This window comes from Streptomyces sp. 11x1, from assembly GCF_032598905.1.
GTDB lineage: Bacteria > Actinomycetota > Actinomycetes > Streptomycetales > Streptomycetaceae > Streptomyces.
This window is the reverse complement of the sequence record NZ_CP122458.1, coordinates 7,284,860-7,310,306: the sequence shown is the minus strand read 5'-3', so window position 1 is coordinate 7,310,306 and position 25,447 is coordinate 7,284,860. Positions and strand designations below refer to the sequence as shown.

Here is a 25,447-nt window from a genome sequence, read left to right as displayed (position 1 = left end):
TCACCGAGGCCAGAAACAACACACGTGCTCCTGCTTCCGGAGATCAGGCTCGTACGTCTCGCTGCTGGACCTCTTTGAGGACTCCGGCCACCGTCACGAAGTCATTGTCCATATGAAGGACGGTGTGCCCATGGTGCACAGATGTCGCACACACCAACAGGTCGATCGCTCCCGCCGCTCGATGCTGGCCCCTCTGGGTCAGTTTGCTCAAAGAGCTTGGGGGAGCGTGCCGGGCGCAGCGGGGCTGGGGACACCTCCCACGCCTTTAGGGCAGTGGGGGAGGGAGTTTGCCGACAGCCCCTAGAACGCCACGAACCACAGCAGGGCGAGAGCCCCCGCCCTGGCCGCCGTCATCAGCATGTTGCTGCGCTTGTGCCCCAGCCAGAGCAGGAGCACCGCGGCGGCGACATCGAGCACCCGCACCTCACCGTTGAACACGAGCAGCACCCCGAGAATCGCCAACGCCACCCACCTGGGTCCCCCTCCCCCGGCCTGCCGGTCTCCCTCCCCGAGGGCTGCCCACGCGAAGAGATCGACATCCCCCGAACCCCCTCGATCCGGGCGTACTCGGAGCGTGCGCGTGGCCTCAGTACCAGACGGAGAACGTGGCGTCGGCTCTGCCGGTGGCGGTGGAGATCGGGTCGATGCGCAGTTGGTAGGCATAGTGGCGGATGTAGCGGTCCGGGTGGCTGTGGGAGCGGAACGACGACCAGGACGGGTCGGCTAGCCCGGCGGTCCTGTGGAAGGTGGCGTCCTGGGCGAACCTCGTGGTCCCGTCGTTGGCGTCCAGCCGCAGCTGGTAGAAGGCGTGCCGCAGATAGCGGGTCGGCTGGTTGAGGGACTGGAAGGAGACGCCGGAGGGGTCGGCCAGCCCCGGCACCAGCTTCCATTGCGAGTCGGTGTAGGGGTCGAACGGGTACGGGTCGATGCGGCCGAGGGAATCGACCTGCCGCCAGTATCGGTCCGGGAAGTTGTAGGACTTCAGCCGGTTCCAGGCAGGCTTTCCCCACTTGGCGATCATGTTGTCGTACACCGTCTGGGGGATCGCCTTGATGTCGGCGTGTTTGGAGTTCAGCGGCTGGGTGTAGACGCGCCGGTCGGTGGCGGTCCAGGTGCCGGTGGAGAGGTCGTTGGTCTGCCAGGTGTAGAAGAGCGCGTTGGCGTCGCCCCACAGGTACCAGGTGCCGGAGGCCTCGGCGAGGATCGGGCCCTCGATGCCTCCCTGCGGCGCCAGGCCCGAGGTGAACTGGGTGAAGCTGCCGGGGGCGAGGGAGGTGGACCTCGCACCCACCAGGCTGTTGCGGCCCTTGTAGTACAGGTAGTTGACGCCGTTCACGCCCTTGGCCAGGGTGGCGTCGATGATGTCGTAGCCCGGGTCGAAGAAGACCTGTGGTGCCGTCACCGTCTGGAAGTCCGTGGTGTAGTTCACCATGATCACGTTGTGTCCGCTGCTGTTGACGGCCGAGTAGGTGAGGGCGTACTGGCCGCGGGAGGGGTCCCAGAAGGCTTCGGGCGCCCAGGTGTGGGTGGCCATGTCGTGCAGTTTCAGCAGACGGTAGTTGTCGAAGGAGCGCAGGTCGGCGGAGTCCCAGACGTGGATGTACGGGGTCTTCTTGGTCCAGTCGGTGCCCTTCAGATTGGTTGCCATGACGACGAAGGTGCCGTCCTGCTTGGGCAGGATGAAGGGGTCGCGCAGACCGCCGTCGCCCGCGGTCGGGGTCACGACGGGGTTGTTCTGGTTCAGCGGCATCCACTGCAGCGCGTCGGTGCTGACCGCGAGGTGCAGGCCGTAGTCCGTGCCGAGGTTTCTCGGTGACTGGGTGAAGTAGGCCATGACGAACGGGGAGGTCGTCGCGGCGCTCGCGGACCGGCTGCCGAGGGTCAGCACGCCGGTGGTGGACAGCGGCACGGCCGCGGCCATGCCGAGGAAGAGCCGGCGCGACGGGAGGGGTGTTGCACTCATCTGGCGCCTCCGGGGCGTAGGAAAGGTGCGGGCGGATCCAGGACCTGTGGGCGGCCCCGGCCTGGAGCCGCCCACAGGTTCGATCCCTCGCCAGCTCCAGGGAGCCGCGGTCAGCCAACTGGTGCCTGGGCCCACGCTCTCGTGTCGTCCTAGGCCTTGGTGCCGCCATGAGGGCCGTGCGGACGCTGGGAGGTGGGGTGATGACGCATCCGTGCGGGCGCCGCCCTGGCGGCGCCCGCGCTCCTGGCGATCCGGGTCAGTTCGTCACACGGAAGGTGGCGTCACTGCGGGCTGTCGCGGTGGTGATCGGGTCGAGGCGCAGTTGGTAGGCGTAGTGGCGGATGTAACGGTCGGGGAAGTTGTACGACTGGAACGACGACCAGGTGGAGTCGGCGAGGCCGGCGACCTTGCGGAAGGTGGCGTCCGCGGCGAACTGGCTGCTGCCGTCGTTGAGGACGAGTTGGAAGTCGTACCTGGCGTGGCGCAGGAAGTAGCCGGGGTAGTTCACCGATTCGAAGGAGACGGTGCCGGTGCCCGCCAGGCCGGGCCTGATCCGGAACTGGGAGTCCTCGACGGGGCTGACGTTCGGGTCGATGCGCACGTCGAAGTCGATCTGGCGCACGTACCGATCCTGGAAGTTGTACGACTGGACCCGCTGAGCCGGGGTGTTGGGCCAGCGGGCGAGCACGCGGCTCTCCTCGGCGGCCGTGAGGGTCATGATCGCGCCGTGGCGCTTGGCGGTGCCGCCCATGTCGTAGCTGGTCGTCGGCTGCAGCCGGTAGGTGCTGACGTCGGATGGGTCGGTCGTCAGGATCGGCCGGTACTCGCGTACGCCCTGCGCGTTGTTGTGGTCGATGTAGAGGGCCCACTCGTCGCGGTCCCTGAACTTCATCCAGACCGGGCCCTCGACCACGTTGCCGGTGAGGCCGATGCTGGAGAGGTTGCCGAGGTTCGTCCACGTCCCGAGGATCGAGTTGCTGCCCTCGACGTTGTTCTGGCCGTCGCCGGAGACCCTCAGGTAGCGGTAGGGGCCGGTACCCGCGGGCACCTCGGTCATCTGGGTGTCGACGACCGGGGTGCTGCCGGGCGGGTCGATCCAGATCTGCGGGGTGGTGATGGTGCGGAAGTCCTTGGTGCGGGCGGAGTAGATGCGGTACTTGAAGATGCCGTTCACCGAGGCGTTCGTCGCCCAGTACAGGACGTAGTCGCTGGTCTCGGGGTTCCAGATCGCCTCCGGCGCCCACGCGTTCTTTCCGCCGGGGATCAGTCCGGCGGCGCCGAGCAGCCACGGCTTCGACCAGGTCACCAGGTCGGTCGACTCCCACACCACGAAGTTGGGGCTGCCGTCCTGGTAGGTCGAGCCGCAGCGGACGCACAGGTCGGTCGCGATGATCCAGTACTTGCTGCCGTCGGGAGAGCGCACCAGTGCGGGGTCGCGCACTCCCTTCGTGCCGATCTTTGAGTTGAGGATCGGCGCTCCGCCGTTGAGGTCGTTCCAGTGCAGGCCGTCCGTGCTGTGCGCGAGGTACAGCATCTGACCGGTCGCGGAGTCGCCGGTGAAGTGCACCATCAGGTAGCCGGGGTCGGCGGCGACCGCCCGCTGGGGTGTGGTGAGGGCTTGGCCCGTGAAGAGGAGGCAGACGGCGAGCAATATCACCGTCAGCCTGGCGCGGAGCGCAGACATCGGATCTCCTGTCGGGTACGGGTGCCACCGCCGGGCGAAGGGGGAGCGAGGTGGCGGGGGGAACTTGGTCTCGGAGTGGGCGGGACAGGACCCGGACACCGCGTGGGCCGGAACGGGGGGATCCGAACGACGGTGTTTCACCGCTTCACCCAGGGCGCCGTGGTGACGGCGGGACAGGGCGCGCGAGCACGTGCGTCCGCCCAGGTAGGGCGGTTGCGGCACGGGCCGGCTGTCTGGGCTTCTCAGCGCCCGTGAAGGCGTTTCAGGTGGGCGGCGCTTCGGCCGGAAGTCTGCATGAGCAACTCACTGTCCAATCAGGCACGTTGAGCGATATATCGAACACTGTTCGCGAAATCGGGCAGAGGCTAAATCTGGAAAAGAGAGCGCGTCAATGCATCCGACACATCCGATTAACCGAACGCATGAATGAGCGATCCGGCACTCACCCGGCCCCCTGGGCGTGGCGCGCGACGGGAGACGCGACGCGGCACGTCCGATCACGACCGACGGGCGGCATGTCGTACCTCGCGGCCACGGCCCGGTGGCGCTTGAGACACGGTTGATCACGCATTCGACCGCATGCCGCTGTTTGTAGTCGGTCGTCGAGCATCGGTTGCCGACCGCCTCGGGAGCCGCGCCAGGTCTCCAGCTTCCGAGCCCCGGTCCCGCGGATGGCGGCTGGGGTCCGGTAGCCGGTCAGCAGGATCAGCGGGCCGTTACAGGATCAGCGGGCCGTTATTCGTGAGGTCCAGAGCCCGGCTCAGGGAGGGGAAGGTGCTGGTGAGGTGAGTGTGGAGCCGGTTGATCAAGCGGGCGGGTCGTCGGCGAGGTCGCGGCGACGACCGGTGTGGACCTTGATCTCGGGCCCCTTTCATCATCGGCCGCAAGGGTTGCAAGTCCCGGCAGATGCGGGCCTGGTCGGCGATGACTGCGGCGTCCTTGGCGTCGGTGTTGTCTTCACCTCGGTAGCCCTTGGAAGCGCGACTGAGGACTCGGCCGGGGATGCAGAGCGTGTGCTATCCGTGGTCGAGCAGCAGATCGATCAGCAGAGCGCGCCGCCGTCGGCCAGGTGGATGCCCTAGAAGGGGACCTCCAGAAGGAGCCGCGCGGCGGGATCTTCGTCGAGCCGGCCGACTACGGCCTCGTACGCTTCCGCGGCGGACTGGCCGACACAATCCATCTCGCGGTCGAGCAGGGGCGGAAGCCCTTGCCTGTCGTGGTCACGGCCGGGCAGCGGGGCGACTCCCCGCAGTTCGAGCCGATCCTGGAAGCCATCCAGGTTCCCCAGGCGGGGATCAGCAGCCCGCGCAAGCACCCGGATCGGGTCCGGGCCGACAAGGCGTGCGACTTGTCGCGGCGCGTGGCCTGGGTGCGTGTGGCAGTAGTGCGTGCGTGTGACGGTAGCGGGTGGTCGGCGGCGTTCGGGATATCGGTTTCGTTCGCCCCATTGACGGCGTCCCTGAGCCGCCTTTACGTTTCGTCCGCATCTCCGACCATTGTTCGCAGTTTCGAACGCGATTCGGCGCGGTCCACCTCGGCGGCGACTCCCCCCGTACCGTCAACGCCTCCACCGGCAAGGTCATGGACATCGCCAACCGCGGCACACCACCGTGTCCGACGTACGCCGGTGGAGCTGGCTCAGCACCAACTGTCGGCCGTGGCAGCTCGTCCCCACGCCCGTCTGATCCCGAAGGGCCGCAACAGAACATGAGACACCTCGCCAGACGGGTCCTGGTGGCCGCGGCGGCCGCGCTCGCCGTGCTCACCACCATGACCACCCCCGCCCAGGCCGCCGCACCCGCCTCCCCCGCCGTCACCTTCACCAACCCGATCGCGCTCCAGCGCGCCGACCCGCATATCTTCAAGCACACCGACGGCTACTACTACTTCACCGCCACGGTCCCCGCGTACGACAAAATCGTCATGCGCCGGTCCACCACCCTCCAGGGCCTCGCCACGGCCACCGAGACCACGATCTGGACCAAGCACGCCACCGGTGAGATGGGCGCCCACATCTGGGCCCCGGAGATCCACTTCATCGACGGCAAGTGGTACATCTACTTCACGGCCGGCTGGTCCAACGACATCTGGCGGATCCGCCCCTACGTCCTGGAGACCAGCGCCGCCAACCCGATCACCGGCACCTGGACCGAGAAGGGCAGGATCAGCCTGCCCATGGACACCTTTTCCCTGGACGCCACCACCTTCACCCACAACGGCGCCCGCTACCTCAGCTGGGCCCAGGAAGACCCGGCGCTCGGCCGCGGCACCAACCTGTACCTGGCGAAGATGTCCAGCCCCTGGACCATCAGCGGCAGCCCGGTCATGATCTCCAAGCCCGAGTACGCCTGGGAGAAGGTCAACGCCACTGTCAACGAGGGCCCGGCCGTCATCCAGAAGAACGGCAAGGTCTTCATGACCTACTCGGCCAGCGCCACCAACGCCAACTACTGCCTCGGCCTGCTCACCGCCGACGCCACCGCCGACCTGATGAACCCGGCTTCCTGGAGCAAGACCCCCACACCGGTCTTCAAGAGCAACGACAAGACCAGCCAGTACGGCCCCGGCCACAACTCCTTCACGGTCTCCGAGGACGGCAAGTCGGACATCCTCGTCTACCACGACCGCAACTACAAGGACATCGTCGGCGACGCGCTCAAGGACCCCAACCGCCGCACCCGCTACCAGAAGATCTACTGGAACGCCGACGGCACCCCCAACTTCGGCATCCCCGTCGCCGACGGGGTCACACCCGTCCGCTTCTCCTCGTACAACTACCCGGACAGGTTCATCCGGCACTGGGAGTTCCGGGCCAGGACCGAGGCCAACGTCACCAACCTCGCCGACTCGCAGTTCCGCGTCGTCCCCGGCCTGGCCGGCAACGACACCGTCTCCCTCGAATCGGCCAACTTCCCCGGCTACTACCTGCGCCACAAGAACAACGAGGTGTGGGTGGAGAAGGACGACGGCACCACCCTGTTCGACAACGACGCCTCGTTCCACGAGCGGGCCGGTCTCGCCGACTCCGCAGCCGGTGTGTCGTACGAGTCGTACAACTTCCCCGGCCGGTACATCCGGCACTACAACAACCTGCTCTACACCCAGCCGGTGACCACCACGCTCGGCCGGCAGGACGCCACCTTCTACAAGGAGTAGGACCGGCCGGACGCGACCCTGAAGGCCGCGGCAGCGGACAAAAGCGGGACTGGACGCCCCCCTTTCAGGGCCCGCATGTTCACGGAGTCGATCGCGCGGCGCGACCAGTCCAGATCTCCGCGCGAACCCAGCTCGTCGAGGATGAGGCGGTGCAGCTTCGCCCAGACACGGGCGGCGGTCCACTCAGTGAAGCGCCGGTGCGCGGTCGGCCCCGACGGGCCGAAGACCGGCGGCAGCTGTCGCCAGGTGCAGCCTGTCGTGGCCACGAAGATGATCGCGGCCAGCACCTCGCGCGATCCCATCACCTGGGCGGCGATCACCCTGATGACCCGCTGTCCCACCCGCAGTACCGCACTCGGCCGGGCAGCCTGACCGCGACGGGCCAGGTATGCGCCGCACCACGGCGTCGAGTTCCCCCAGATCGCGCTCAGGCATCGGTCGCCCCGGGACCCAGCCGACGACATCCTCGGCGACGACGCGTTCTGCTCCTCCCGCCGCGCAAGCTTCGCGTCGGCCGAGGAAACGGGCGAGACCTTGACCTCGCGGGATGAGGTCATATCAGCGTCCCAGGGGGCTTCACGGTCACACGCCGCGCAGGAGGATGTACGACGGCAGTGGCAGCCACAGGGCGTCCTGCGCTTTTTCAAGATCACCCCGAAGGGACACCAGCCCCTTCGTCGCCCGTGCGGTGCGTTCTTCCGAAATCGTCCTCAGGAGCGCTCACCTGCATAAATGATCAAAGGAGTACGGCCGCTGGGCCTGGCCTGATGGCCCATCTGTCCGTATGTGGGTTGCAGTCCTGACGGTCCGTCGGTTTCCTCATGAGTGGAGCACACCAGGACGCCGCGCACTCCGGCCGGCCACTGCTTCTCGGAGGAACTTCATGCGTATCAAGTGGGCAGGCGCCGGCATCGGCATCGGTTTCGTTCTCGGTATTGTCGGCCTCTCGAGCCCGGCCGCGGCAGCCGCGAACGGCCCCACCGGTGATCCGAGCATGCACATCAGCCCGCGCCACGCCGCCCCGGGCTCCACCGTCACAGTCAGCACCAGAGCCTGTGGCTCGGAGACCTATGGGAAGGGCGAGTCTGAGGCAGGAGGCAAGTTTCACCTCCTGCCAGGAGACCGGGAGGGTGTACTGACCGGCGAATTCAAGGTCCCGGGCGGCACCGAGGCCGGCGGTTACACCGTCACCCTGAAGTGCCCGCCGCGCGTCAAGATCACGGGCACATACTGGGTCGGCGCCGGTAACCCCAGCGGCGCGGTCGACGCTGGTTTCGGGGCGGCGAACGACAAGGGCACGCAACTTGCCCTCGGCGCGGTGCTGCTCGCCGGAGCCGCCGCCGGCGGCGTGATCAAGATGCGCCGCTCCCCGACCGGTGCCCGCGTTTGACGCTCTGCCCTGCCGGCCCAGCTCCCATGCCCGTGTCCGGGGGCTGGGGGGATCATCGCGAAGCGGAGGCTCCACAGCGATGGAATCGAGGTACGAGCCCTGCGGCCCTTCCCCCTCGTCCACCCCGTCCACCAAATTTCTCGCCTACGCTCTACTGGCGGGCATGGTGCTGGTGATCACGGCGCTCCGGGGCGAACGGCCTCCGCAACCTTCGGCCGCGCAGTCCTTCTCCTCCTCCGCGCCACCCGGGAACAGCAGCACCGCCTCGACCCGGTATCCCTCTGTGCCGCCCCTGCCCCCGTCGGCTCCAGTCCGGCTGCGCATTCCCGCCATCGGCGTGAATGCCCCAATGACGGAACTGAGCCTCAACGACACAGGAGCACTGCGCCCACCAGCGGCCAATATGCCCGGCTTTGCCGGGTGGTATGGCGCCGGTACACCTCCTGGCTCAGTCGGCACAGCCGTCACTGCGGGACACGTGGACACCCCGCAAGGCCCCGGGGTCTTCCACCGCCTCGGAGAACTAGCCAAGGGCGACACCATCGAGATCATCAGGTCAGACCGGCGCACAGCCGTCTTCACGGTCGACGCTGTAGAGCTCTACGACAAGAAGGCGTTTCCGGATGAGAAGGTCTACGGCAGTTCCCACCGGCCCGAACTGCGCGTCATCACCTGTGGGGGGCCATACGCCGAAGAAACCGGCTACCAGGGAAATGTCGTGGTCTTTGCGACGCTGACCGCGGCGTAGAACGATGGCATGCCGCTGAGCAGGCCGAGGTTCGTCCTCGCCTGCCTCCGACTCCGGGAACGCCTTCGCGTTGAGCTCGCGCATCGCGCGGGTCTGCCGCCGCACCGCTTGGGCGTGCTCGGTATCGCACGGGTGCAGGATGCGCAGGTCAGCGGTCATCATGCGGCGGCCGACCGGGCGGGTGCAGTCGTCGACGAACGCCTGCAGGATCTGTTCGTCCAGGCCGGGCCAGTGAGGTCGGCTGCGCAGGTCGTAGGAGAGGTGGCGGCTTGTCAGGCGTGGTCGTGGAGAGTGACTTGGCAGCCGTCGGGGTCGGCAAAGGTGAATCCCGGTGGCTGCCGACAAGAAGGTCAGCAAGGGCACCCGTCGCAGGTACGAAGGCCACATCCGCCACCGCCTTCGCCCCCGCAGCGGACCCGGGCTCGGCCTGACCGGACGGACGGGCCTGGGAACCTGCCGCGACCGTCCGTGATCGCGGTGTGGAAGGACTGGAACCGCCGACAACCGCGCCGGTCCGGCCCGCAGGCTCCTGACGGCCTCGGTCCGGGCCGGCCCCGGTCGCGGAAGGCCACTCGGCGCATTCTTCTTGCCGCTCCGGCACCAGAAGACCAGCTGCCCAAAGGGCCTGCCGTCCGAAGACGCAACGATCGCGAGGCCACCGGAGGGAAGCGTGGCTGACGTCTGGATCCTGAGGCAGGGCGAGAACGTACGCAAGGGCGAGAGGACAGCCAGGCTGATCCGTGCGGACGCCATCACATGTGTCACCACAACCATCGGTACCCAGGTCGTGGTGACGGACATGGTGTCGCGGGAAACCGTGGTGGTGGCCGACTGACAGGACGGCGTACACCGCGGCGGGCCTCCCCTGCCACCCAACTTCCACATCGCGCTGATGGCCAGGCTCGGTGAACTACGCAAGCAGCAGCGACCACCTCTCAGCACAGAGGAGGCCTGGCCTCGGTCGGCACTGGCCGGCGTTTGCAGGACAGGTACAAGGCAGCTACTTCCGATTCCCTGCGTCCCATCAGCGTCCCGGCATCCGCCCTCGCCCACCGATCAGACCATCGGCTCCAGCCCTCGAGAGCAAGCGCACGGGGCATACCCGCAGGTCAACGAAGCACCCAAGTGCGGACACCACATCGCCGTTGAACTCGCGAGCAGCGGATTCAGTCCGTTCGCCCAAAGCCCTGAATCCGCCAGCCCGCTGAGACGTTTCCCCAGGTCACAGACCTGCACGGTGGGGCGGGTGGGACTCGAACCCACGGCCGACGGATTATGAGTCCTTCGGGGATCTTGGCGATCCTTGCCGATCAACGCTCTTCTTTGACGTTTTTCCGTGGTCAGACGCGCTGCATGTCGCCACGTCATCGGGAGCGGTGGGCCGGATATGGGCGATGAGCAGGACCGCGTCGTCGTCGGCCTGCCCTACGCCGCCGGATCTTCCCGCTGTGCGCGGCCTGAGCGGTCGACTCGGCGAAGTCCGGCTCTCCCTGCGTCGCTTGCGGGCGACAGGGACGCCCGAGGCAGCATTCGTGTTCCTGCGTCGGGTCACCCGGTGGGGCGCGCTCCAGACGACCATACGTGGCGGGATACTTCCCCCATGAGCCCTTCCCCTGCCGCGCCGATGCCGGGACGCAGGGGCGCGCACTTTCGCGTGCTCGTCGTCTGCACGGGAAATCTGCACCGCTCCCCACTGGCCGAGCGCCTGCTGACGGCCCGGCTCGCCGCGTCTCCAGGAACATCGGGGAGTTTCCGGGTGAGCAGCGCCGGCACCGCAGCCATGGCTGGAACGCCCATGGACCCGACGGCGGCAACCCTCCTCGTCGAGTTGGGCGGGGATCCCCGCGGCGCGCTCGCCCGCCGGCTGACCGCAGCACTGGTGGAGGACGCCGACCTGGTGCTGGGTGCTGCCACGGAGCACCGCGAGGCGGCCGTGCGACTGTCTCCGCTGTGGGCCTTGCAGCGGGCCTTCACCTTGCGTGAGTTCGGCCGGTTGCTGAGGCCGGAGGACGCCGCGGGTGCGACGGACCCTGTCGAGCGAGCCTCAGCGCTGGTCAGGGGCGCCGCAGCCCGGCGTGGAACTGACGGCAACGGTGCGGACGACGATGACGTGGCTGATCCCTACGGTGCCCCCATGCGGGTGGCCCGGGAGACCGCGGCACGCATCGCCGAGTCGGTGGAACGGATCGCCGCGGCTGTACTGGGCCTTCCCCATGACGGTGAGCACCTCACGCTCGAATCCCGAGCCTGAGGGATCCCCGGGGCGGCAAGGCGACTGGGTGCCAAGAGCGAGGAACAAGCCGAGCGGTCAGTCACCACACGCCGGGTAGGGCCGCACCGTGGCCCGCAAGGGCCGCACCATCGGCTGACGCAGTAGCGACGGGGGACGGCTTGAGGGCTTCTCCAGCAGGCGCAACTCCAGGGAGCGGGTGGAACCTGCGGGCAGCTCCAGGTCAAGGGTGTAGACAGGGTGACCGTGCTCGGCAGCTTGGTTCACCATGACCGGTCGGCCGTCCAGAGCCGCCTTGGCCAGTCTCGCCCCCTTACTCGCGTAGTACGAAACCAGCAGACGGTTGTCGCCGGGCCGTGTCCGGTAGGAAGGGGCATCCACTCGCTGGGTGACATACAGGGGGAGTCCCGAGGCCGGTGCTCTGTTGGTGAGGTCCACGGTCACGGTGACCTCACGACCGGCCGCGACACACCGGCCAGGAGCCCACTCCAGACGCCGGTCCAGGTAGTAGTCCAGCTTGGTGCCGGCCGCGTTGTTGACGACCAGTCCGGCGAACGGGTCGGCGGTGTCGGGCAGGGTACCGCCGAACGGGCGTCGCCGGATTTCACGCTGCTCAGAAGGGTGGGCGCTCCACATCTTGACCCGTCCCGACCTCAGCTGCCCGTTGAGGGCGGCGAACAACGCGGGCTGTCGCGGCGGATCGTTCGCGACCCCCAGCAGCCTCTCCGCGACGGCGCGAGCCACGTTGAGGAAGAAAGCCTTGCGTTCCCGAGTGTCCGGGTAGGCCGCGTAGCTGCTGCGCTCGGTGAGATCCACGACATTGGCGGCGGTGACCGCGGTGCCGTCGGGCAGACGGGCGGGGCCGGATGCGGTGAGCAGCCCTGCCAGAGCACCGGGATCGAGGGCGAAGGCTCCGTCCGCCTTCTGACCTGTGTGATCCTCCCATGCGGCCGTCCAGATGCGGGCGGCGTACGGGAAGTGCGGGCTGAGGTTGGAGTTGACCCAGGTACTAGTGGGGGCGTTGTGCCCGTGCGACGCAGCGTACTCGTCGCCCAGGTCGACTGCCGCGACGGCGTCCGCCATCTCGGTGTCGTTGCCGAAGTATTCGAACGCCAGACGGCCCCGGTCCGCGCGGAGGACCGCGAACGCTCCGGGCAGCCCGCCGGTGCCACGCGCCTCGGCCGTGTTCTCGAACACCACCACATACCGCCGTGGGCTCCGCGCTCCCAGCATGGACGGCAGCACGCGCGCCGCCGCGGCGGCGTCGCCCGTGGCAGGGACGATGCGGTCGAGTTTCCGGGCAAGCTGGGCTCGGGCGCGGTCGACGGCGGGCAGCCAGGTATCGCTGGGCAACTCGTCGACCTCGCGACGCACATCGGAGGCGCTGCGCGAGGCCTGGTCGAGAGCCGGAGCGGCGCGGCGGAGCGCGGGGAGGCTCAGGTGACCACCGTCTCTTGCCGTGTCGGCGGTGAGTCGGGTGGCGGTGTCCGCCAGCGGGGAGATCACCTCGCGGGTCAACCGCTCAGCCGCCTCCGCGGCCCCGCGCACGGTGCGGACGGGACCACCGAGGACAGGCACGTGCGCGGCCGAGTACCAGGCCGGACCGGTGGTGAGACCGTGTGCTCGCGCAGCATGCGCGGCTGCTGCGCGCACGGCGGCGTCGGGCTTCTGCTTCACCGGTACGCCACTTCCCGTGGCCCCGTCCGCGAGGGGACCTGCTGCGATCTGTTGCCGCAGCGAGTTCAAGGCCTGTTGAGAGGCCAGCAGCTCGTCATGGGCGAGCAGGCCGGTGACGGCGATCCACCCGGCGCCGGCCAGAGGCAGGCCCGTGAGGGCGGCCACGAGCAGCCCGGCACGACGGTGACGGACCCATCGGACCAGGCTGTCGGCATTGTACGGTTCGGTGGACTTCCTGAGGCGCGGCATTCGCATGCTGCAGGCCGGCTCAGCCCTGTTCGGTGCGAGAGTGACGGCGCCGTACGACCGTGACCGCCTTGACGGCGATGGCGGCCAGCCCGGCAGCCCCACCCACCAGCGCCCAGTTCGTACCCGACCCGGTACCCGCCGGCACCGTGCCGCCACTCACGTGACTGGTCGCGTCGTAGCCGGCCAGAGCCTGCTGACTCGTCGTCCCGACGGAGCCGGGCTGCTCCCCGGCGGCACCGGTCCTCAGGGCGAGGGTCTTTCCGTTGCCGGCGACCTTGACGGTGCCGGGCCAACCTTCGGCGCCGCCCTCCAAGGGGAGGCTCGCCCCGTCCGCGCTACCCTCCCAAGGGCCGTGCCCGTTCCCGTACTCATTCCCGGCCCCGTTCTTCGCGGTCACCGTCAGGGGCGCGGAGACGCTTCCCGACTCCTCGCCGGTGAGCGTGAACAGGTAGGGCCCGGGAGGAGTCTTCTTGGGCACCTGGAAGCACCCGGACACCGTGCCCATCGCGTTGGCCTGGTAGGTCGCGTCCCGCCCCTTGCACTTGTCCCCGCCGCCTTCACCGTCCCCGCTGCGGGACGATCCGCTGAGGGCGGTCGAGAACTGCGGGACGAGCGCTGCGGTGACCACCTCACCAGGCTCGAACCCCTCTGCGACGAAGTAGATCACTCCACCCGCGGGCACCGTGGCAGTGCTCAACTCGGGCGGGTAGGGCTGGTAGACACTCGTGGGCGCGTCGGCATACGCGGCCTGCGCGGTCGCCAGCGGTACGACGGCAACGAAAGTGGCGGCTGTGGCAGCCAGGGCGGCCCGCCAAGGCGAGGACTTGATCATCTTGTACCAATCTCCCAGCTGATCTCATGTCCGGATGGCGGCGCCGCCAACAGATACCAATATCCTTCTATATATCCATATTCACTCCTGAATTGGCGCGAGACGCCTCAAGTTCCCCCCAATGGCTCACTCCCGAGATCCACGCGGCCACATCGGCCGCGGGGGCGGCTCGGCACCGACGGTGTCAGTACGCACCGTCACCGCGCAGTACGACAGGCAGCGTCCTCGCAAGGATGACCAGGTCCTTCCGGATCGACCAGGTGTCGACGTATTCCAGGTCCAGGCGCAGCGCGTCCTCCCATGCGAGGTCGGACCGGCCGCTGATCTGCCACAAGCCGGTGAGCCCCGGCCGGACCAGCAGGCGACGCCGCGCCTCCCCGGTGAAGTCCGAGTCCTCGACCGGCAACGGCCGAGGGCCGACCAACGACATGTGCCCCATCAGCACGTTGAGCAGTTGCGGCAGCTCGTCCAGGGAGTAGCGACGCAGCCAACGCCCCACAGGGGTGACACGGGGGTCCTCGCGAATCTTGAACAGCCGCCCGTCGGCTTCGTTTCGGTCGGCCAGCGCCACCCGCAATCCCTCGGAGCCGACCTGCATGGTGCGCAGCTTGAGGAGCTTGAACTCCTTGCCGCACCAGCCCGTGCGCCGCTGACGGAACAGTGCGGGCCCCGGAGTGTCTGCCCTCACGGCGACGACGGCCGCGAGGAGCACCGGCGCCGCCAACACGAGCAGCGCTACGGCCCCCACCATGTCGATGGTCCGTTTGGCCGCCCGCCCCGCCCGTCGCCGCAGGCGGCACACGTTTGACCAGCGGCGAGCCGTCTCCGCAGTGGGTGCCGACATTCCGCGCCCCTTCTCCTGGTGCGACAGACGAGTGAAAGGTGCTCCACCGCGAGGTGTTTCCACGCACTTGCCGTCACATTTAGCTCACGCCTGGCCAATAAATAGAAACACGGCATATGCCTGATTTTCGACAATGACACTGCGGGTTGCCCCGTCCACCAGCTCGGGCAGGGCCTACCGAGAGGACCTCCATGCGAGCGGTAGTGACGGGTGGCGCCGGGTTCGTCGGCTCCCACCTGTGTGAGCGACTGCTCCACGCGGGCCACGACGTGGTCTGCGTGGACAACTTCATGACATCCAGCGCCGACAACATCGAACATCTCATGGGCGAGCGACACTTCCAGTTCTGCCGCTGGGACGTCACTCAGGGGCTGGAGGTGCCGGGGCCGGTGGACGCTGTCCTCCACCTGGCCTCGCCCGCCTCACCCGCGGACTACCTGAGACTGCCCCTGGAGACACTCCGGGTGGGCTCGGCCGGAACCTGGCACGCTCTGGACCTTGCCGCCGCGAAGCATGCTCGGTTCCTGCTGACCTCCACCTCCGAGTCGTACGGCGACCCCCTGATCCACCCGCAGCCAGAGGACTACTGGGGCCATGTCAACCCGGTCGGTCCGCGGTCGGTGTACGACGAAGCGAAACGCTTCGGCGAGGCACTGACCATGGCGTACCGCAGGAGCCGCGGCGTCGACGCCAAGATCGTGCGCATCTTCAACACCTTCGGCCCGCGGATGCGCCTGGACGACGGTCGGGCCATCCCCACCTTCATTCACCAGGCGCTGCGCGGAGAGCCGATCACCGTCACCGGCGACGGGAGTCAGACCCGATCCCTGTGTTATGTCGACGATGTGGTCGACGGGTTGATGCGGATGCTCGCCAGCAGCCACGGAGGGCCGGTCAACCTGGGCAATCCACACGAGCTCTCCATGCTCGAACTGGCCCAGTGGATCAGCAAACTCACCCGGTCCAGCTCCGAGGTCACACTGGTCCCCCGTCCCGAGGACGATCCGGAAAAGCGGCGCCCGGACATCACCTTGGCCCGCGACCTCCTGGGTTGGGAGCCCACGACCCCGGTGGAGCGCGGCCTGTGCGACACCATCACCGACTTCCGACGCCGTCTGCCCTTCTCCGAGTTCGCCGAGCGCGACAACCGACCCGCCGCACTCCCGCTGAGCACCGAAGCCGCTTCCTCATGACCGCCCCACCAAGCTCACGAACGACAGGACCGACGTCGCCCGCTCCCGTGGTCGAGTGCCTGGGGGTGCCCATCACCGCGCACACCCGCGAGAGCGCGGCCCGCCACGTCGTGCGCCTCGCCCATCGGATCCACGCGGCACGCCATGGGGACACCGGCGGACCGGACGCCCACGGTGTCCCTCTTGGCAGCGATGTCCATCTGTCCAACGCGTACACGCTCGCCCTCGCGGACCGGGACCCCGAGCTGCACGGCATTCTGCGCTCGGCCTCTCTCAACCTCCCCGACGGACAGCCGGTCGTATGGGCCAACCAACTGCTCCACCGTGGTGCCACCCTGCCGAGCACTCGCGTCTACGGCCCCGACCTCCTGCTGGACGTCTTCGCCCTCACCCAGCACACCGAACTGAACCACTACCTGCTGGGCTCCACGCCCCAGGTGCTGGACGCGCTGCACCGGGAACTGCGACAGCGTTGTCCGGGGACACGGATCGTCGGCACCAGTTCCCCACCCTTCCGGCCGTTGTCCCCCCAGGAACTGCGCCAACAGGTGGAGGACATTCGTTCCGTCGCAGCGGACATCGTCTGGGTGGGACTCGGCACCCCCAAGCAGGACCGCTGGGCCGCCGACCTGTGTGCCGCACTTCCCGTGGTGGCCGTGGCCGTGGGCGCCGCCTTCGACTTCATCGCCGGCGCCAAGCGGCAGGCACCGCCCTGGATGCAGCGCAACGGAATGGAATGGCTCTTCCGTCTGGGATGCGAGCCACGCCGGCTGTGGCGGCGGTACCTGTTCGGCAACGCGCGTTTCGTTCGGGGCGTGGTACGCCAAGCGAGCCGCCCCCTGCGCACCGCCGACAGTGCGGTGCGCCCCGCGGCCGATGGCCTGAATTCGGGCCAACTCGTCGGCCAAGTCCAAAAGACTCCCCCGTGAGGTTCCTAGGGTACGGCCATGACGATCACTCCGGCGAAACCGTCGATGCGGGAGCTGCGAGAGCGTGAGCACCGAATCGGGCATGACTACGCAAAGGGCTACCCGCATATCCGCCACCACCTCCGGGCCGAGGGTCCGCGCGGACATCCCGCAACCTACCGAGTGGCGCTGGTACACAGCTTCTACTCCTCGCTCCAGCCCAGCGGCGAGAACACCGTCGTGCTCGACCAGGCGGAGGCGCTGCGCGTCGCCGGGCACGAGGTGACCATCGTCGCCGCGCATACCGACGTGTTGCAGGCTGAGCCGGGGTACACCCTGCGGGCTGCGATCCGAGTCGCCACCGGCCACGGTCGGTCGCCCCTGGCGGAACTGGAGCGACTGGCCCCTGATGTCGTTCACGTACATAACCTCTTCCCCAACTTCGGCACCAGCTGGCTGGAGCGCTGGCCTGGCGCCCTCGTCGCCACGGTGCACAACTACCGTCCGGCCTGCGCGGCCGGAACGCTCTTCCGTGACGGGAGGATGTGCACCGCATGTCCCGACGGAGAGCGGTGGGCGGGACTGCGGCACGGTTGCTACCGGAGCGCGCGCAGAGCGACGTTGCCCCTTGCGTGGGCCGGGAGAAGAGGTCCGGCAGCCCATCCCGTACTGCGTCGGGCCAACCGGCTGGTGGTGCTCTCCGAGTACAGCCGCGCCTTCTACCTTCGCTTCGGGCTGCCGGCGGAGAAATTCGCTCTGGTACCGAATTTCGTCAACGGCGCACGAGCCGTGCGCTCCCAGGACGCCTTGGAAGAACCGGGAGCGGGCAGCCGCTGGGTCTTTGCGGGCCGGCTGAGCGAGGAGAAGGGCATCATTCCGCTACTGGAACACTGGCCAGCGAGCGAACGGCTGGACGTGATCGGATCCGGACCGTTGGAGGTGGCTTGCCGGGAAGCCCTGCCCAAGGGTGGTCGAATCCTCGGCGCGCTCCCGCGTGAGCAGCTCCTGGACCGACTGCCCCACTACACGGGGCTGATCTTCCCAAGTGTCTGCCCCGAAATGGCACCTGTCATCTACCAGGAGGCCATGGCCGCGGGGGTGCCGGTGCTTGCCCTGAGCGGGTCAGCCGCGGCAGACAGTGTGCTTCGTGACGGTACGGGCGCGGTCTACCGGGGCGCCGACGATCTACCGCACGCGCTCGCAGCGGCTCGCGACCTCTTTCCCGCACTGCGTGAGCACTGCCGGGAAGTGCACACCGAGCGGTACGCCGCAGCGTCGTGGACAGTCGCCATGGCTGCCGTCTACGAGAGCGCGGTGCAGCAGGCCGCACATCGCCGGGCCCGAGGTGCCGGCACCCCCTCGTCGCACTGACGCTGCGGCCTGGGCCCCACTCCGGCTCTCTTGACCGGCACCCGCCATCCGAGCGTGTCTCAGCGTGTCAGTATGCGGACGACAGGCTCGTCAAGAATATTGGGCGCGGGCTCATCTCCGGTTATCGAGCCGCTTTCCAAGCGGGCATGGACAAGGAGAACCCATTGACGATCGGACGACCCACGATCGACATTCTCACGCCGAGTATGAACTATCGCCAATATATCGAGGACGCGGTGGTATCGGTCGCACGTCAGCGCTACCCCGGCCTCAGACACATCGTGCAGGACGGGGCGTCCACTGACGGATCGGCACAACTGCTGGAGGATCTTTCGCGACGGCACCCCCAGTTGGATCACAGGAGCATCCCCGATCGCGGACAATCCGACGCAATGAACCGGGCTGCGGCCCGTGCCACGTCGGACTGGCTCGGCTGGCTCAACGCCGACGAATTCTATCTCCCGGACGCCGTCGCGGTGGTAGCCGACGTGATCGCCGCCGAACCGGAAACCGATGTGGTCTTCGGGGACTGCGTATTCGTGGATGCGCATGGCCGGTACCTGAGGCTCCTCCCCGCACACCGTTTCTCGCACTTCACCTTGAGTAAGTACGGTTGCTTCATTCCGTCCTGCGCCACTTTCGTGCGCCGTCACCGCTTGACGCAGACGTCTTGGGACCCACGGCTGCGCAGGGTCATGGACTGGAATCTGTGGCTCTCCCTTGCGGCCGACGGAGCACGTTTTCGTTACCTGCCCCGCCCGTTGGCGGCATATCGGGTGCATGACGCTCAAGTCACGCAACAACCCGCCGAGAGGTACCAGGCCGAGTTCGATCTCATGTCGTCGGTACACGGCCTTCCCAGAACAGCGCTAGCGCGACGCACCTCCCGTCTTGTGGGCATGTCGGTGCACGCAGCCCAGAAGGTGGCGAGCCATGGATACACCAGGCAGCTGCGGGCCAATCGGTTGGCCCGGAGCAAAGATCTTCGCTGGTGGTTGAACGAAAGTGCCCTGCGTTGCGCCAAACAGCTGGTGGACGTTCGGGCTTCCTCTTGAGAGGAAACCGAAATTCCCACTGCGACCGAAAAGAAGAGGGTCCTGCATGATGCGTTCAGGCTGGAGCGGCTATGAAGCAAAGTTCATCGACGAGGAACGGGTGGAACGTTACAATCGCCAGTACGACGAGGGTAGCTACGACGACCATGTCTGGCGTCTTGAAAGGCCTGTCCTGCTGGACGTGCTTCGGCGTGAGCGGGCACGTCGCGGATGCCTCAGGGTTCTCGACTTCGCCTGTGGAACCGGCCGCATTCTGCGAGGACTGGAAGGTGTGGCGGACGAGCTGACGGGCGTTGACATCTCGGCGGAGATGGCCAAGCACGCGGCAGAGGCCAGCCCCGAAGCACTCATCAGGACCGGCTGCGTACTCACCGAGAACCTGCTGGCAGGCCCGTACGATGCCGTCACTGTCTTTCGTTTTCTTCTGAATGCGCCTGAAGAGGTCAGGGTACCTGTTCTCCGCAAGATCAGGCAGCACATGGAGCCAGGTGCTCTCCTCATCCTGAACAACCATGGGCACTGTCCCAGTCTGCGGTCCATCGCCGTTCGCGTGCCCAAGAGCAGGCCGGAGCGCCCGAACGAGTTGCGACACAGGGACATCATCGAGCTTCTGCACGCATCCGGATTCCGGGTCGAATCCCGCCGTGGCTTCTCGGCCTTCCCTCCCGTCCTGCACCGGAATCTGCCTGCTGCGGCTCTGAGAAGGGCCGATGCGGTCGCATGCAGGCCGCCTCTGCAGAGGATCGCTGGAGGACTGATGGTCGAGCAGCTCTACGTGTCGAGAGCTGTGAGATGACGATGGCGGACGTTTCGCAGTTCACCTGGCAGCGCGGGCTGTTGCGCGCCGGTCCACTGGGCCGGCGCATCGAGTTGCGGAGCACGGGCGGACGACACGGCACGGCAGCCGCGCGCACCATCGATCGGCCCTTGCGACCTGTCGGCCGTGCGGCCGCCCTCTTCGACCAGCTCGTGATGCGCATGCGGATCGGGCCCAAGGTCGACAATCCGCTGGCCTTCGCGGACACCCTCCTCCACGCGTTGCCCGAGGACGTCGACGGCATGGCCTTCATGCACTCGTCCACGCCGGGAAGATGCGTTGCCGCCCTCTCTGCTTCTGGCCGCCCTCGCTACGTGCTCAAGGTTGGCAACGGCGATGACCGGCGTCTCCAGAACGAAGGGGAAGTTCTCACAGAAATCCCCTCGATGGGGCTTCCGTTCAAGGTCCCCGAACTCCTCTTCGCGGACTTCGTGGGGGACCACTTCGTAGTGATGAGTCGGGCCTGGTCGAACTGCCGCCAGGCGGGACTGCTCTCCCGCGACGAGCTGCTGGGCATCACCGCGGCACTCGGCAGACCGGACAGCGGCACGTGCTCGTTGGGGCACGGCGACTTGGCGCCCTGGAACATCCTCAGAACTCCCCAGGGGCTGGGCATCGTCGACTGGGAGTGCGCGTCACTGACCCAGCGTCCCTTGCGGGACGTCATTCACTACCTCGTCCAGGCGGGTGGACATCTCCGATGGATCAAGGCGAGGGCTGTGGTTCGTGAACTGATTGAGCCGCAGGGGACCTTGGCGCAGCTTGCCACGCGAATCGGCTGCCCTCAGCCAGAGGTCGACCAAGCACTCCGGTCCTATTTCGCTTCGGCCCCCGCGGCGAGCGTCCGACGGGTAGGCGCATTCCGCGACCACGTCGCCTCGAAGCTGGGCCTCAAGGTCACCTGACTCCACGCGCCCGCGGAACACCCGTGTGAACGCCCGAGAAGACAGTCAACGGCTCCGCCGAGGCGTCGGGACGGCGTTCCGATGCCAGCACTACGCCGCCCTGCCACGACGACTGAAGACCCTGCGATGACAGGGGACGGTCACACACAGAAAGTGGGCACCGGCGGAGGCGAGCACAGGTCCTGCGGGTCCCATGAAGTAGGCCAGCGGAATCGACACCGCCAGGTTGACAACGGCCATGAGGGATGCACGCACAGCCTGGAAGCGGAGACCTGCCGGATCCGAGAACCACATCGCCACGGGGTAGTTCACCGCGTGGGTGAGGAGCAAGGCGGAAAAGGCAGCCATCAGCCCCGGCCCGACGGCAGCACGGTCGTGCAGCATCCAATTCGCCACGGTCGGGCCGGCCGTCACCAGCAGGACACTGATCGCTAGGCCGCCCGCGGTGAAATACGCAGTGAGTTGAAGCAGTTGGCGACGCGGTGCCTGCGGGGAGGTACGACGATGCCTACTGAACATTCGCCACAGCGGCAGCGCCGCCGCTGCAACGAGCGCGGAGGCAGGAGCGTAGAGCTGGGCTCCCGCCGAATAGACGGCCACGGCGACGGGGTGCGCAACGCTGCTGAGGACAAGGCGATCCGCCCCATAGGCGACGGCGGAGGTCACCTTGATCACAGCCATCGGTCCTGCAAGTTGCATGATTCGGGTGCCTGGGGAGCGACGAAGCGGAAAGAGCACGACACGGAGCAAGCGCAGGCTCAGCATGCGGCCAGCCAGCAACAGGCTGGCCGCTCCGGCGGCACACTGTCCGACAAGCACAGATGCGACGAAGACCGCAGGGGGCGCGTTATACGCGGCTCCGAGCAGTACGACGGTCAATGCGAGCACCGTGCCGGCTCCTTGCAGCAGCACGGCGAAGTGATAGCGGCCCAGGCCCGCCAGCACCGATCCGCCCAGGCTGAGAGGCAGGCTGCAGCCGAACAGCACGGCAACGACGGCGATGCAGGAGGCGACATCCGCTCCGGACGCGCTGTCGAGCAGTGAGTCGGTCGCTCCCGAGACGGCCGTCAGGACTCCGCATACGGCAATGGCTGAGCCCGCGCACAGAAGCGTCCGGGCGCCCGCGGTGATGGTGCGGAGCATGTGTTCACGGTCACGGCTGGAGAAGGCGTCAATCACGGCGGCTCCGACCCCGAGGTCACAGACCGCGAGCAGCGTCGGCAACGTACTGACCAGGGCGACGAGCGCATAGCCGGCAATACCGAGAGTCTCGACCACACTGCGCGCCGACAGCAGTGTGGCGGCTCCCCCCAGAACGAGCACAACGGCCTTTGCGGTTAACGATCTCAGGACGACCTGTAGGGAGGCCCTGGATCCGACTGCGGACACGTCGGGGGCCTCGGTCTCCGAGCTTTCACGGGGCGATGAGCTCATCGATGTCACTTCCTCTGGCCGGTCACCGCTGACGCACAGCCCGCGCAGTCGGCTCCATGGGGAGGGAAGGAGCCGACTCGGCCACCGCTGCCAGGGATCCGGCGCCCTCCGGAGGGGCTCCGATGAGGCGCCGCCCTCGGTATGGGACTGACGGGGCCACGTGAGCTGTTCTCGCCGAGGAGCGTCGCCGCTGATGGCGGCGAGCCAGGAGTACTCCCCCGGCCCAGAAGAAGGGGACTGCGCCGAACGGAGACTCCAGCACAACCCCCAGCATCGCAATGACGAACAGGGACATCACCACGAGCACACACATGAAGGTGAGTTCGTCCGGCTGATGCCGTGCCCACAGCTCCCTGATCGCGGCGGCGAGGACTGTGGCCAGAAGCGCAGCGATCACGGTCAGTCCGAGGAGACCGAGCCGCGCAAAAGCGGTCAGGAGGTAGTTGTGCGGGGAACGTACCCTCTGGTAGGTCTGCGAACCGAGCGTCAGATCGGCATCCGCGTCCTTCAGGAAGTCAGGTCCGAAGCCGACACCGATCATTACCCGGGCCGGTTCGGCGAGCGTGAATCTGATGACCCTTTCCCACGCCACCTTCCTTGCGTTCGAGGTCCCTTCGGCACTGACGGCGAGCGTCTGCGAGGCTGCTGTCCGGTCCACAGTCGCGATCAGGCGCTGAGCGGCCGGGCTGCTCGGAAGCAGCGCGATCAGCAGAATCACCGCCGACACACCGAGAGCCACCGTGCGAACCGAAGCCCCGGCGTTCCTGTTGGTACCGCCGGCCATGGCGGCCACGACGCAGATTCCGCAGGCAAGCAGACCTGCTCTGGAGTGCATGGTGAGAGCCAGAGCCACTGAGGCTCCGGCCAGCGATGCACTCATCCAGGTCCCCTCCTTGCGGCGGAACCGAAGGATCGACACTCCCGCCAGGATGCCGAGCAACGCTGTGTCGAGATCCGATCTCACTTCCAGGATCGGACCGCTCCAGGACTCGCTGAGCGCCGATGAGAGGTCGGGCACCAGAACCACGCACGCCACCCAGCACAAGTGGATCACCAGTGCACCGTGGACAAGCCGGGCCGTCCGCCGCCGGTCGGGCTCACCCGCAAGGAGATATCCCCTTGCCGAGAGGTAGGCGACGGCCACATAGACGAAAGGCGCCGCGTCGCGTGCGATCAGTAGCGCCTCCCCCTCGGACGGGATGACGCGAACCAGCGTGGCGAGAACCACCAGTCCGACCAGGACACCGGGCCCCTGGTTGCTACCCGAGTGGTGCTTGACCAGGAGGCGGGAACACACCGTGTGCAGAACGGCGGCAGCCAGCAGTACGTCGGTGATGTAGACGGGACCAGCCTCGATATGGGATACCCAGCGTCCCCCGGCCAGGAGCGTAATGACGGCCATAGTGCCTGCGATGGCATGATGTGTACGGCGGGAAGCCAGTGAGAATGGCCGACTCGCAGGAAGGGTTTGGGCCGCTGAGGCATTCGCCTCCTCGGCGTCGACGGGAGCCGCCCCGACAGTCACGCTCACTCCCTACCGGTTGCGGCTCTGCCGGGTGCTCTGCTGAGCGGTGCGAGCCAGCACCGCAAGCCAGCATGACCAGTACCCCTGGTGCCGTCGGCGGCCCGGTGTGCAGCGACTGCGCTCACCGGCTGCACGCACGGCACAGTGGCACACTGTCGTCCATGCTTCGCACCGCATCCAGCGCTGCCATCCTGTCGGCGAGGGTTGGAGCCGCCAGCAGTACGCAGCCGCGACGTGCGCCGGTTTCCTCGCCCGATGGACAGTTCGGCCAGAAGACCTTGTACTCCCCGACCGCATGGCCCAGGTATTCAACTGACAGTTGTGTCTCCGCGTATGTGTCGAACCCATAGCCGGGGTCATCGGGAACCTTGAAGTCGTCGATCAGGATCAGCGAGTCCGTCCAACTGTCGGTGATGACGGCCACCTCTTCTCGGAGGGGCAGATCATCTTCCCAGTGGGCGTCGAGATAGAAGAGAACGCGGGACTTCGGGAACGAGGAGTCCTCACGAAGTCCCTGGAGCGCCTTCCTGGAGTCCGACTTGATCACTCTGATGTCCGAGACGTTCCGGAAGCGTCGAGCTGCCAGACGAGCGAAGGCAGGCTCTTTCTCCACCGTGTACACGGGACGTCCGGAGACGTGCCACAGGAATTGCGTGGTGGCACCGCGGTACGTTCCGGATTCGAAGACGGCCTGTGGCTGGAGCTCCCGAAGCAGGGAGCGGAACATCTCCTGACGGAAGCGCTGCCCGTTCAGGGCCGGCCATGCCGGGTAGAGCCATGGGTGCATCCTGCGAATTCCCGTAATCGGCTTGCGGATGAATCCCAGCAGAGGGACGGTGGTCGTTCGGGTCGTCTGCTCGCTCTGGTGGATTGCCATGGGATGCGCTACTCCCTCGCTCATTCTCTGCGTCATGGGCTGCGGACCGATTGGTCTGGGGTGTGGGACTCACCCGGGTTCGGAGAAGGGCTGAAACCGTCACTTCCTCGCAACCAGCGATTGGGGAAGCCCGGCGAAGCGTTCGATCCAGATGCGGGAGGCGGGGAAATAGGACCGAATCTCAGTCACCGACAGAAGCTCGACTTCCTGAACCTGACGGAGCGCTTGCGCGCGTCCGGCGCGGGGGACGTCGCCGGTAGTGGCCGCCGGCGTGTTCAAGGACGGAGTTCGAGTAAACGAGGTCGAGTCGCTCGGCCGACAAGGGGGCCGGCAGGAGAGGATCGCACGCGTCTCCCGCAACCGGGATGACGCCGGGCTCTGCCTGCCAGGCGGTGTGCGGGTCGAGATTCACCATCACCACATGCGCCGGCCGGACGGGTTCGCTGCGCCATGAAGCCGGGGTCCCGCCGAGATCCGGAACGCGCGTCTCGGCCAGCTCGGGAAAGCAACGCAGCAGTTCGTGCCGCTGTTTGGCGCGAGCCGAGTGGGCGAAGGATCCGGGTCTCGAGGGGTCGGCGATCCCCGTCCT

The 25,447-nt window shown here is 67.3% G+C and carries 21 protein-coding genes and 2 pseudogenes; 11 read left to right on the top strand and 12 right to left on the bottom strand.

From position 1 onward, the window contains the following. Positions 1-43: 43 nt before the first annotated feature. From P8T65_RS32145 to P8T65_RS47420, 5 genes and pseudogenes are all read right to left on the bottom strand, one after another. A pseudogene (locus tag P8T65_RS32145) lies at positions 44-208 on the bottom strand (VapC toxin family PIN domain ribonuclease); the annotation flags it as partial. Between the two features lie 92 nt (positions 209-300). Further along, positions 301-462, bottom strand: coding sequence for a hypothetical protein (locus P8T65_RS32140; RefSeq protein ID WP_316731971.1), 162 nt, complete (start codon positions 460-462; stop codon positions 301-303). Positions 463-586: 124 nt separating this feature from the next. Further along, the gene (locus P8T65_RS32135) at positions 587-1,963 is read right to left on the bottom strand and encodes a glycoside hydrolase family 43 protein (protein ID WP_316728689.1); all 1,377 of its coding nucleotides are present in this window, start codon (positions 1,961-1,963) and stop codon (positions 587-589) included. 256 nt (positions 1,964-2,219) lie between these two features. Further along, the gene (locus P8T65_RS32130) at positions 2,220-3,647 is read right to left on the bottom strand and encodes a glycoside hydrolase family 43 protein (protein WP_316728688.1); all 1,428 of its coding nucleotides are present in this window, start codon (positions 3,645-3,647) and stop codon (positions 2,220-2,222) included. Positions 3,648-4,363: 716 nt separating this feature from the next. After that, positions 4,364-4,651, bottom strand: a complete 288-nt coding sequence (locus P8T65_RS47420) for a transposase (protein WP_399103291.1) — start codon at positions 4,649-4,651, stop codon at positions 4,364-4,366. Positions 4,652-5,354: 703 nt separating this feature from the next. Here P8T65_RS47420 and P8T65_RS32125 point away from each other — a divergent pair. Continuing rightward, positions 5,355-6,803, top strand: coding sequence for a family 43 glycosylhydrolase (locus P8T65_RS32125; RefSeq protein ID WP_316728687.1), 1,449 nt, complete (start codon positions 5,355-5,357; stop codon positions 6,801-6,803). 59 nt (positions 6,804-6,862) lie between these two features. Here P8T65_RS32125 and P8T65_RS32120 read toward each other — a convergent pair. Continuing rightward, positions 6,863-7,102: pseudogene (locus P8T65_RS32120) on the bottom strand (transposase); the annotation flags it as partial. Between the two features lie 584 nt (positions 7,103-7,686). On the opposite strand from P8T65_RS32120, the gene P8T65_RS32115 reads away from it, so the two are divergent. From P8T65_RS32115 to P8T65_RS32095, 4 genes are all read left to right on the top strand, one after another. Continuing rightward, on the top strand, positions 7,687-8,193 hold the full coding sequence (locus P8T65_RS32115) for a sortase (protein ID WP_316728686.1): 507 nt from the start codon (positions 7,687-7,689) through the stop codon (positions 8,191-8,193). 163 nt (positions 8,194-8,356) lie between these two features. Then, positions 8,357-8,941 (top strand): class F sortase, encoded by a 585-nt coding sequence (locus P8T65_RS32110; RefSeq protein ID WP_316728685.1) that lies wholly within the window; start codon positions 8,357-8,359, stop codon positions 8,939-8,941. A 670-nt stretch (positions 8,942-9,611) separates the two neighbouring features. Further along, positions 9,612-9,776 carry a hypothetical protein gene (locus tag P8T65_RS32100; protein ID WP_316728684.1) on the top strand — a complete coding sequence of 55 codons (165 nt, stop codon included), beginning with the start codon at positions 9,612-9,614 and terminating at the stop codon, positions 9,774-9,776. Between the two features lie 765 nt (positions 9,777-10,541). Continuing rightward, entirely contained in the window at positions 10,542-11,192 is a 651-nt protein-coding gene (locus P8T65_RS32095; protein ID WP_316728683.1) for a low molecular weight phosphatase family protein, read from the top strand. 57 nt (positions 11,193-11,249) lie between these two features. Here the strand turns inward: P8T65_RS32095 and P8T65_RS32090 are convergent, their stop codons facing one another. From P8T65_RS32090 to P8T65_RS32080, 3 genes are all read right to left on the bottom strand, one after another. Continuing rightward, positions 11,250-13,097: a DUF4012 domain-containing protein gene (locus P8T65_RS32090; protein WP_316728682.1), complete on the bottom strand. Its 1,848-nt coding sequence runs from the start codon at positions 13,095-13,097 to the stop codon at positions 11,250-11,252. 19 nt (positions 13,098-13,116) lie between these two features. Next, the gene (locus tag P8T65_RS32085) at positions 13,117-13,929 is read right to left on the bottom strand and encodes a hypothetical protein (RefSeq protein WP_316728681.1); all 813 of its coding nucleotides are present in this window, start codon (positions 13,927-13,929) and stop codon (positions 13,117-13,119) included. A 184-nt stretch (positions 13,930-14,113) separates the two neighbouring features. Next, positions 14,114-14,773, bottom strand: a complete 660-nt coding sequence (locus P8T65_RS32080; RefSeq protein WP_316728680.1) for a sugar transferase — start codon at positions 14,771-14,773, stop codon at positions 14,114-14,116. Between the two features lie 191 nt (positions 14,774-14,964). Between P8T65_RS32080 and P8T65_RS32075 the strand changes: the two genes are divergently transcribed. From P8T65_RS32075 to P8T65_RS32050, 6 genes are all read left to right on the top strand, one after another. Continuing rightward, positions 14,965-15,966 carry a UDP-glucuronic acid decarboxylase family protein gene (locus tag P8T65_RS32075; RefSeq protein ID WP_316728679.1) on the top strand — a complete coding sequence of 334 codons (1,002 nt, stop codon included), beginning with the start codon at positions 14,965-14,967 and terminating at the stop codon, positions 15,964-15,966. 65 nt (positions 15,967-16,031) lie between these two features. Continuing rightward, the gene (locus tag P8T65_RS32070) at positions 16,032-16,895 is read left to right on the top strand and encodes a WecB/TagA/CpsF family glycosyltransferase (protein ID WP_316728678.1); all 864 of its coding nucleotides are present in this window, start codon (positions 16,032-16,034) and stop codon (positions 16,893-16,895) included. Between the two features lie 18 nt (positions 16,896-16,913). Beyond that, positions 16,914-18,245: a glycosyltransferase family 4 protein gene (locus P8T65_RS32065; RefSeq protein WP_316728677.1), complete on the top strand. Its 1,332-nt coding sequence runs from the start codon at positions 16,914-16,916 to the stop codon at positions 18,243-18,245. A gap of 146 nt (positions 18,246-18,391) precedes the next feature. Beyond that, complete coding sequence (locus P8T65_RS32060) at positions 18,392-19,300, top strand: glycosyltransferase family 2 protein (RefSeq protein ID WP_316728675.1); 909 nt, start codon at positions 18,392-18,394, stop codon at positions 19,298-19,300. A gap of 46 nt (positions 19,301-19,346) precedes the next feature. Beyond that, positions 19,347-20,096, top strand: a complete 750-nt coding sequence (locus tag P8T65_RS32055; protein ID WP_316728674.1) for a class I SAM-dependent methyltransferase — start codon at positions 19,347-19,349, stop codon at positions 20,094-20,096. Beyond that, positions 20,093-21,022 carry a phosphotransferase gene (locus P8T65_RS32050; protein ID WP_316728673.1) on the top strand — a complete coding sequence of 310 codons (930 nt, stop codon included), beginning with the start codon at positions 20,093-20,095 and terminating at the stop codon, positions 21,020-21,022. Before P8T65_RS32055 ends, P8T65_RS32050 begins: the two co-directional genes overlap by 4 nt. Before the next feature lie 90 nt (positions 21,023-21,112). Here the strand turns inward: P8T65_RS32050 and P8T65_RS32045 are convergent, their stop codons facing one another. From P8T65_RS32045 to P8T65_RS32035, 3 genes are all read right to left on the bottom strand, one after another. After that, positions 21,113-22,456, bottom strand: coding sequence for a hypothetical protein (locus P8T65_RS32045; RefSeq protein ID WP_316728672.1), 1,344 nt, complete (start codon positions 22,454-22,456; stop codon positions 21,113-21,115). A gap of 22 nt (positions 22,457-22,478) precedes the next feature. After that, entirely contained in the window at positions 22,479-23,858 is a 1,380-nt protein-coding gene (locus P8T65_RS32040) for an O-antigen ligase family protein (RefSeq protein ID WP_316728670.1), read from the bottom strand. Positions 23,859-24,102: 244 nt separating this feature from the next. After that, entirely contained in the window at positions 24,103-24,858 is a 756-nt protein-coding gene (locus P8T65_RS32035) for a hypothetical protein (protein WP_316728669.1), read from the bottom strand. Between the last annotated feature and the right edge of the window lie 589 nt (positions 24,859-25,447).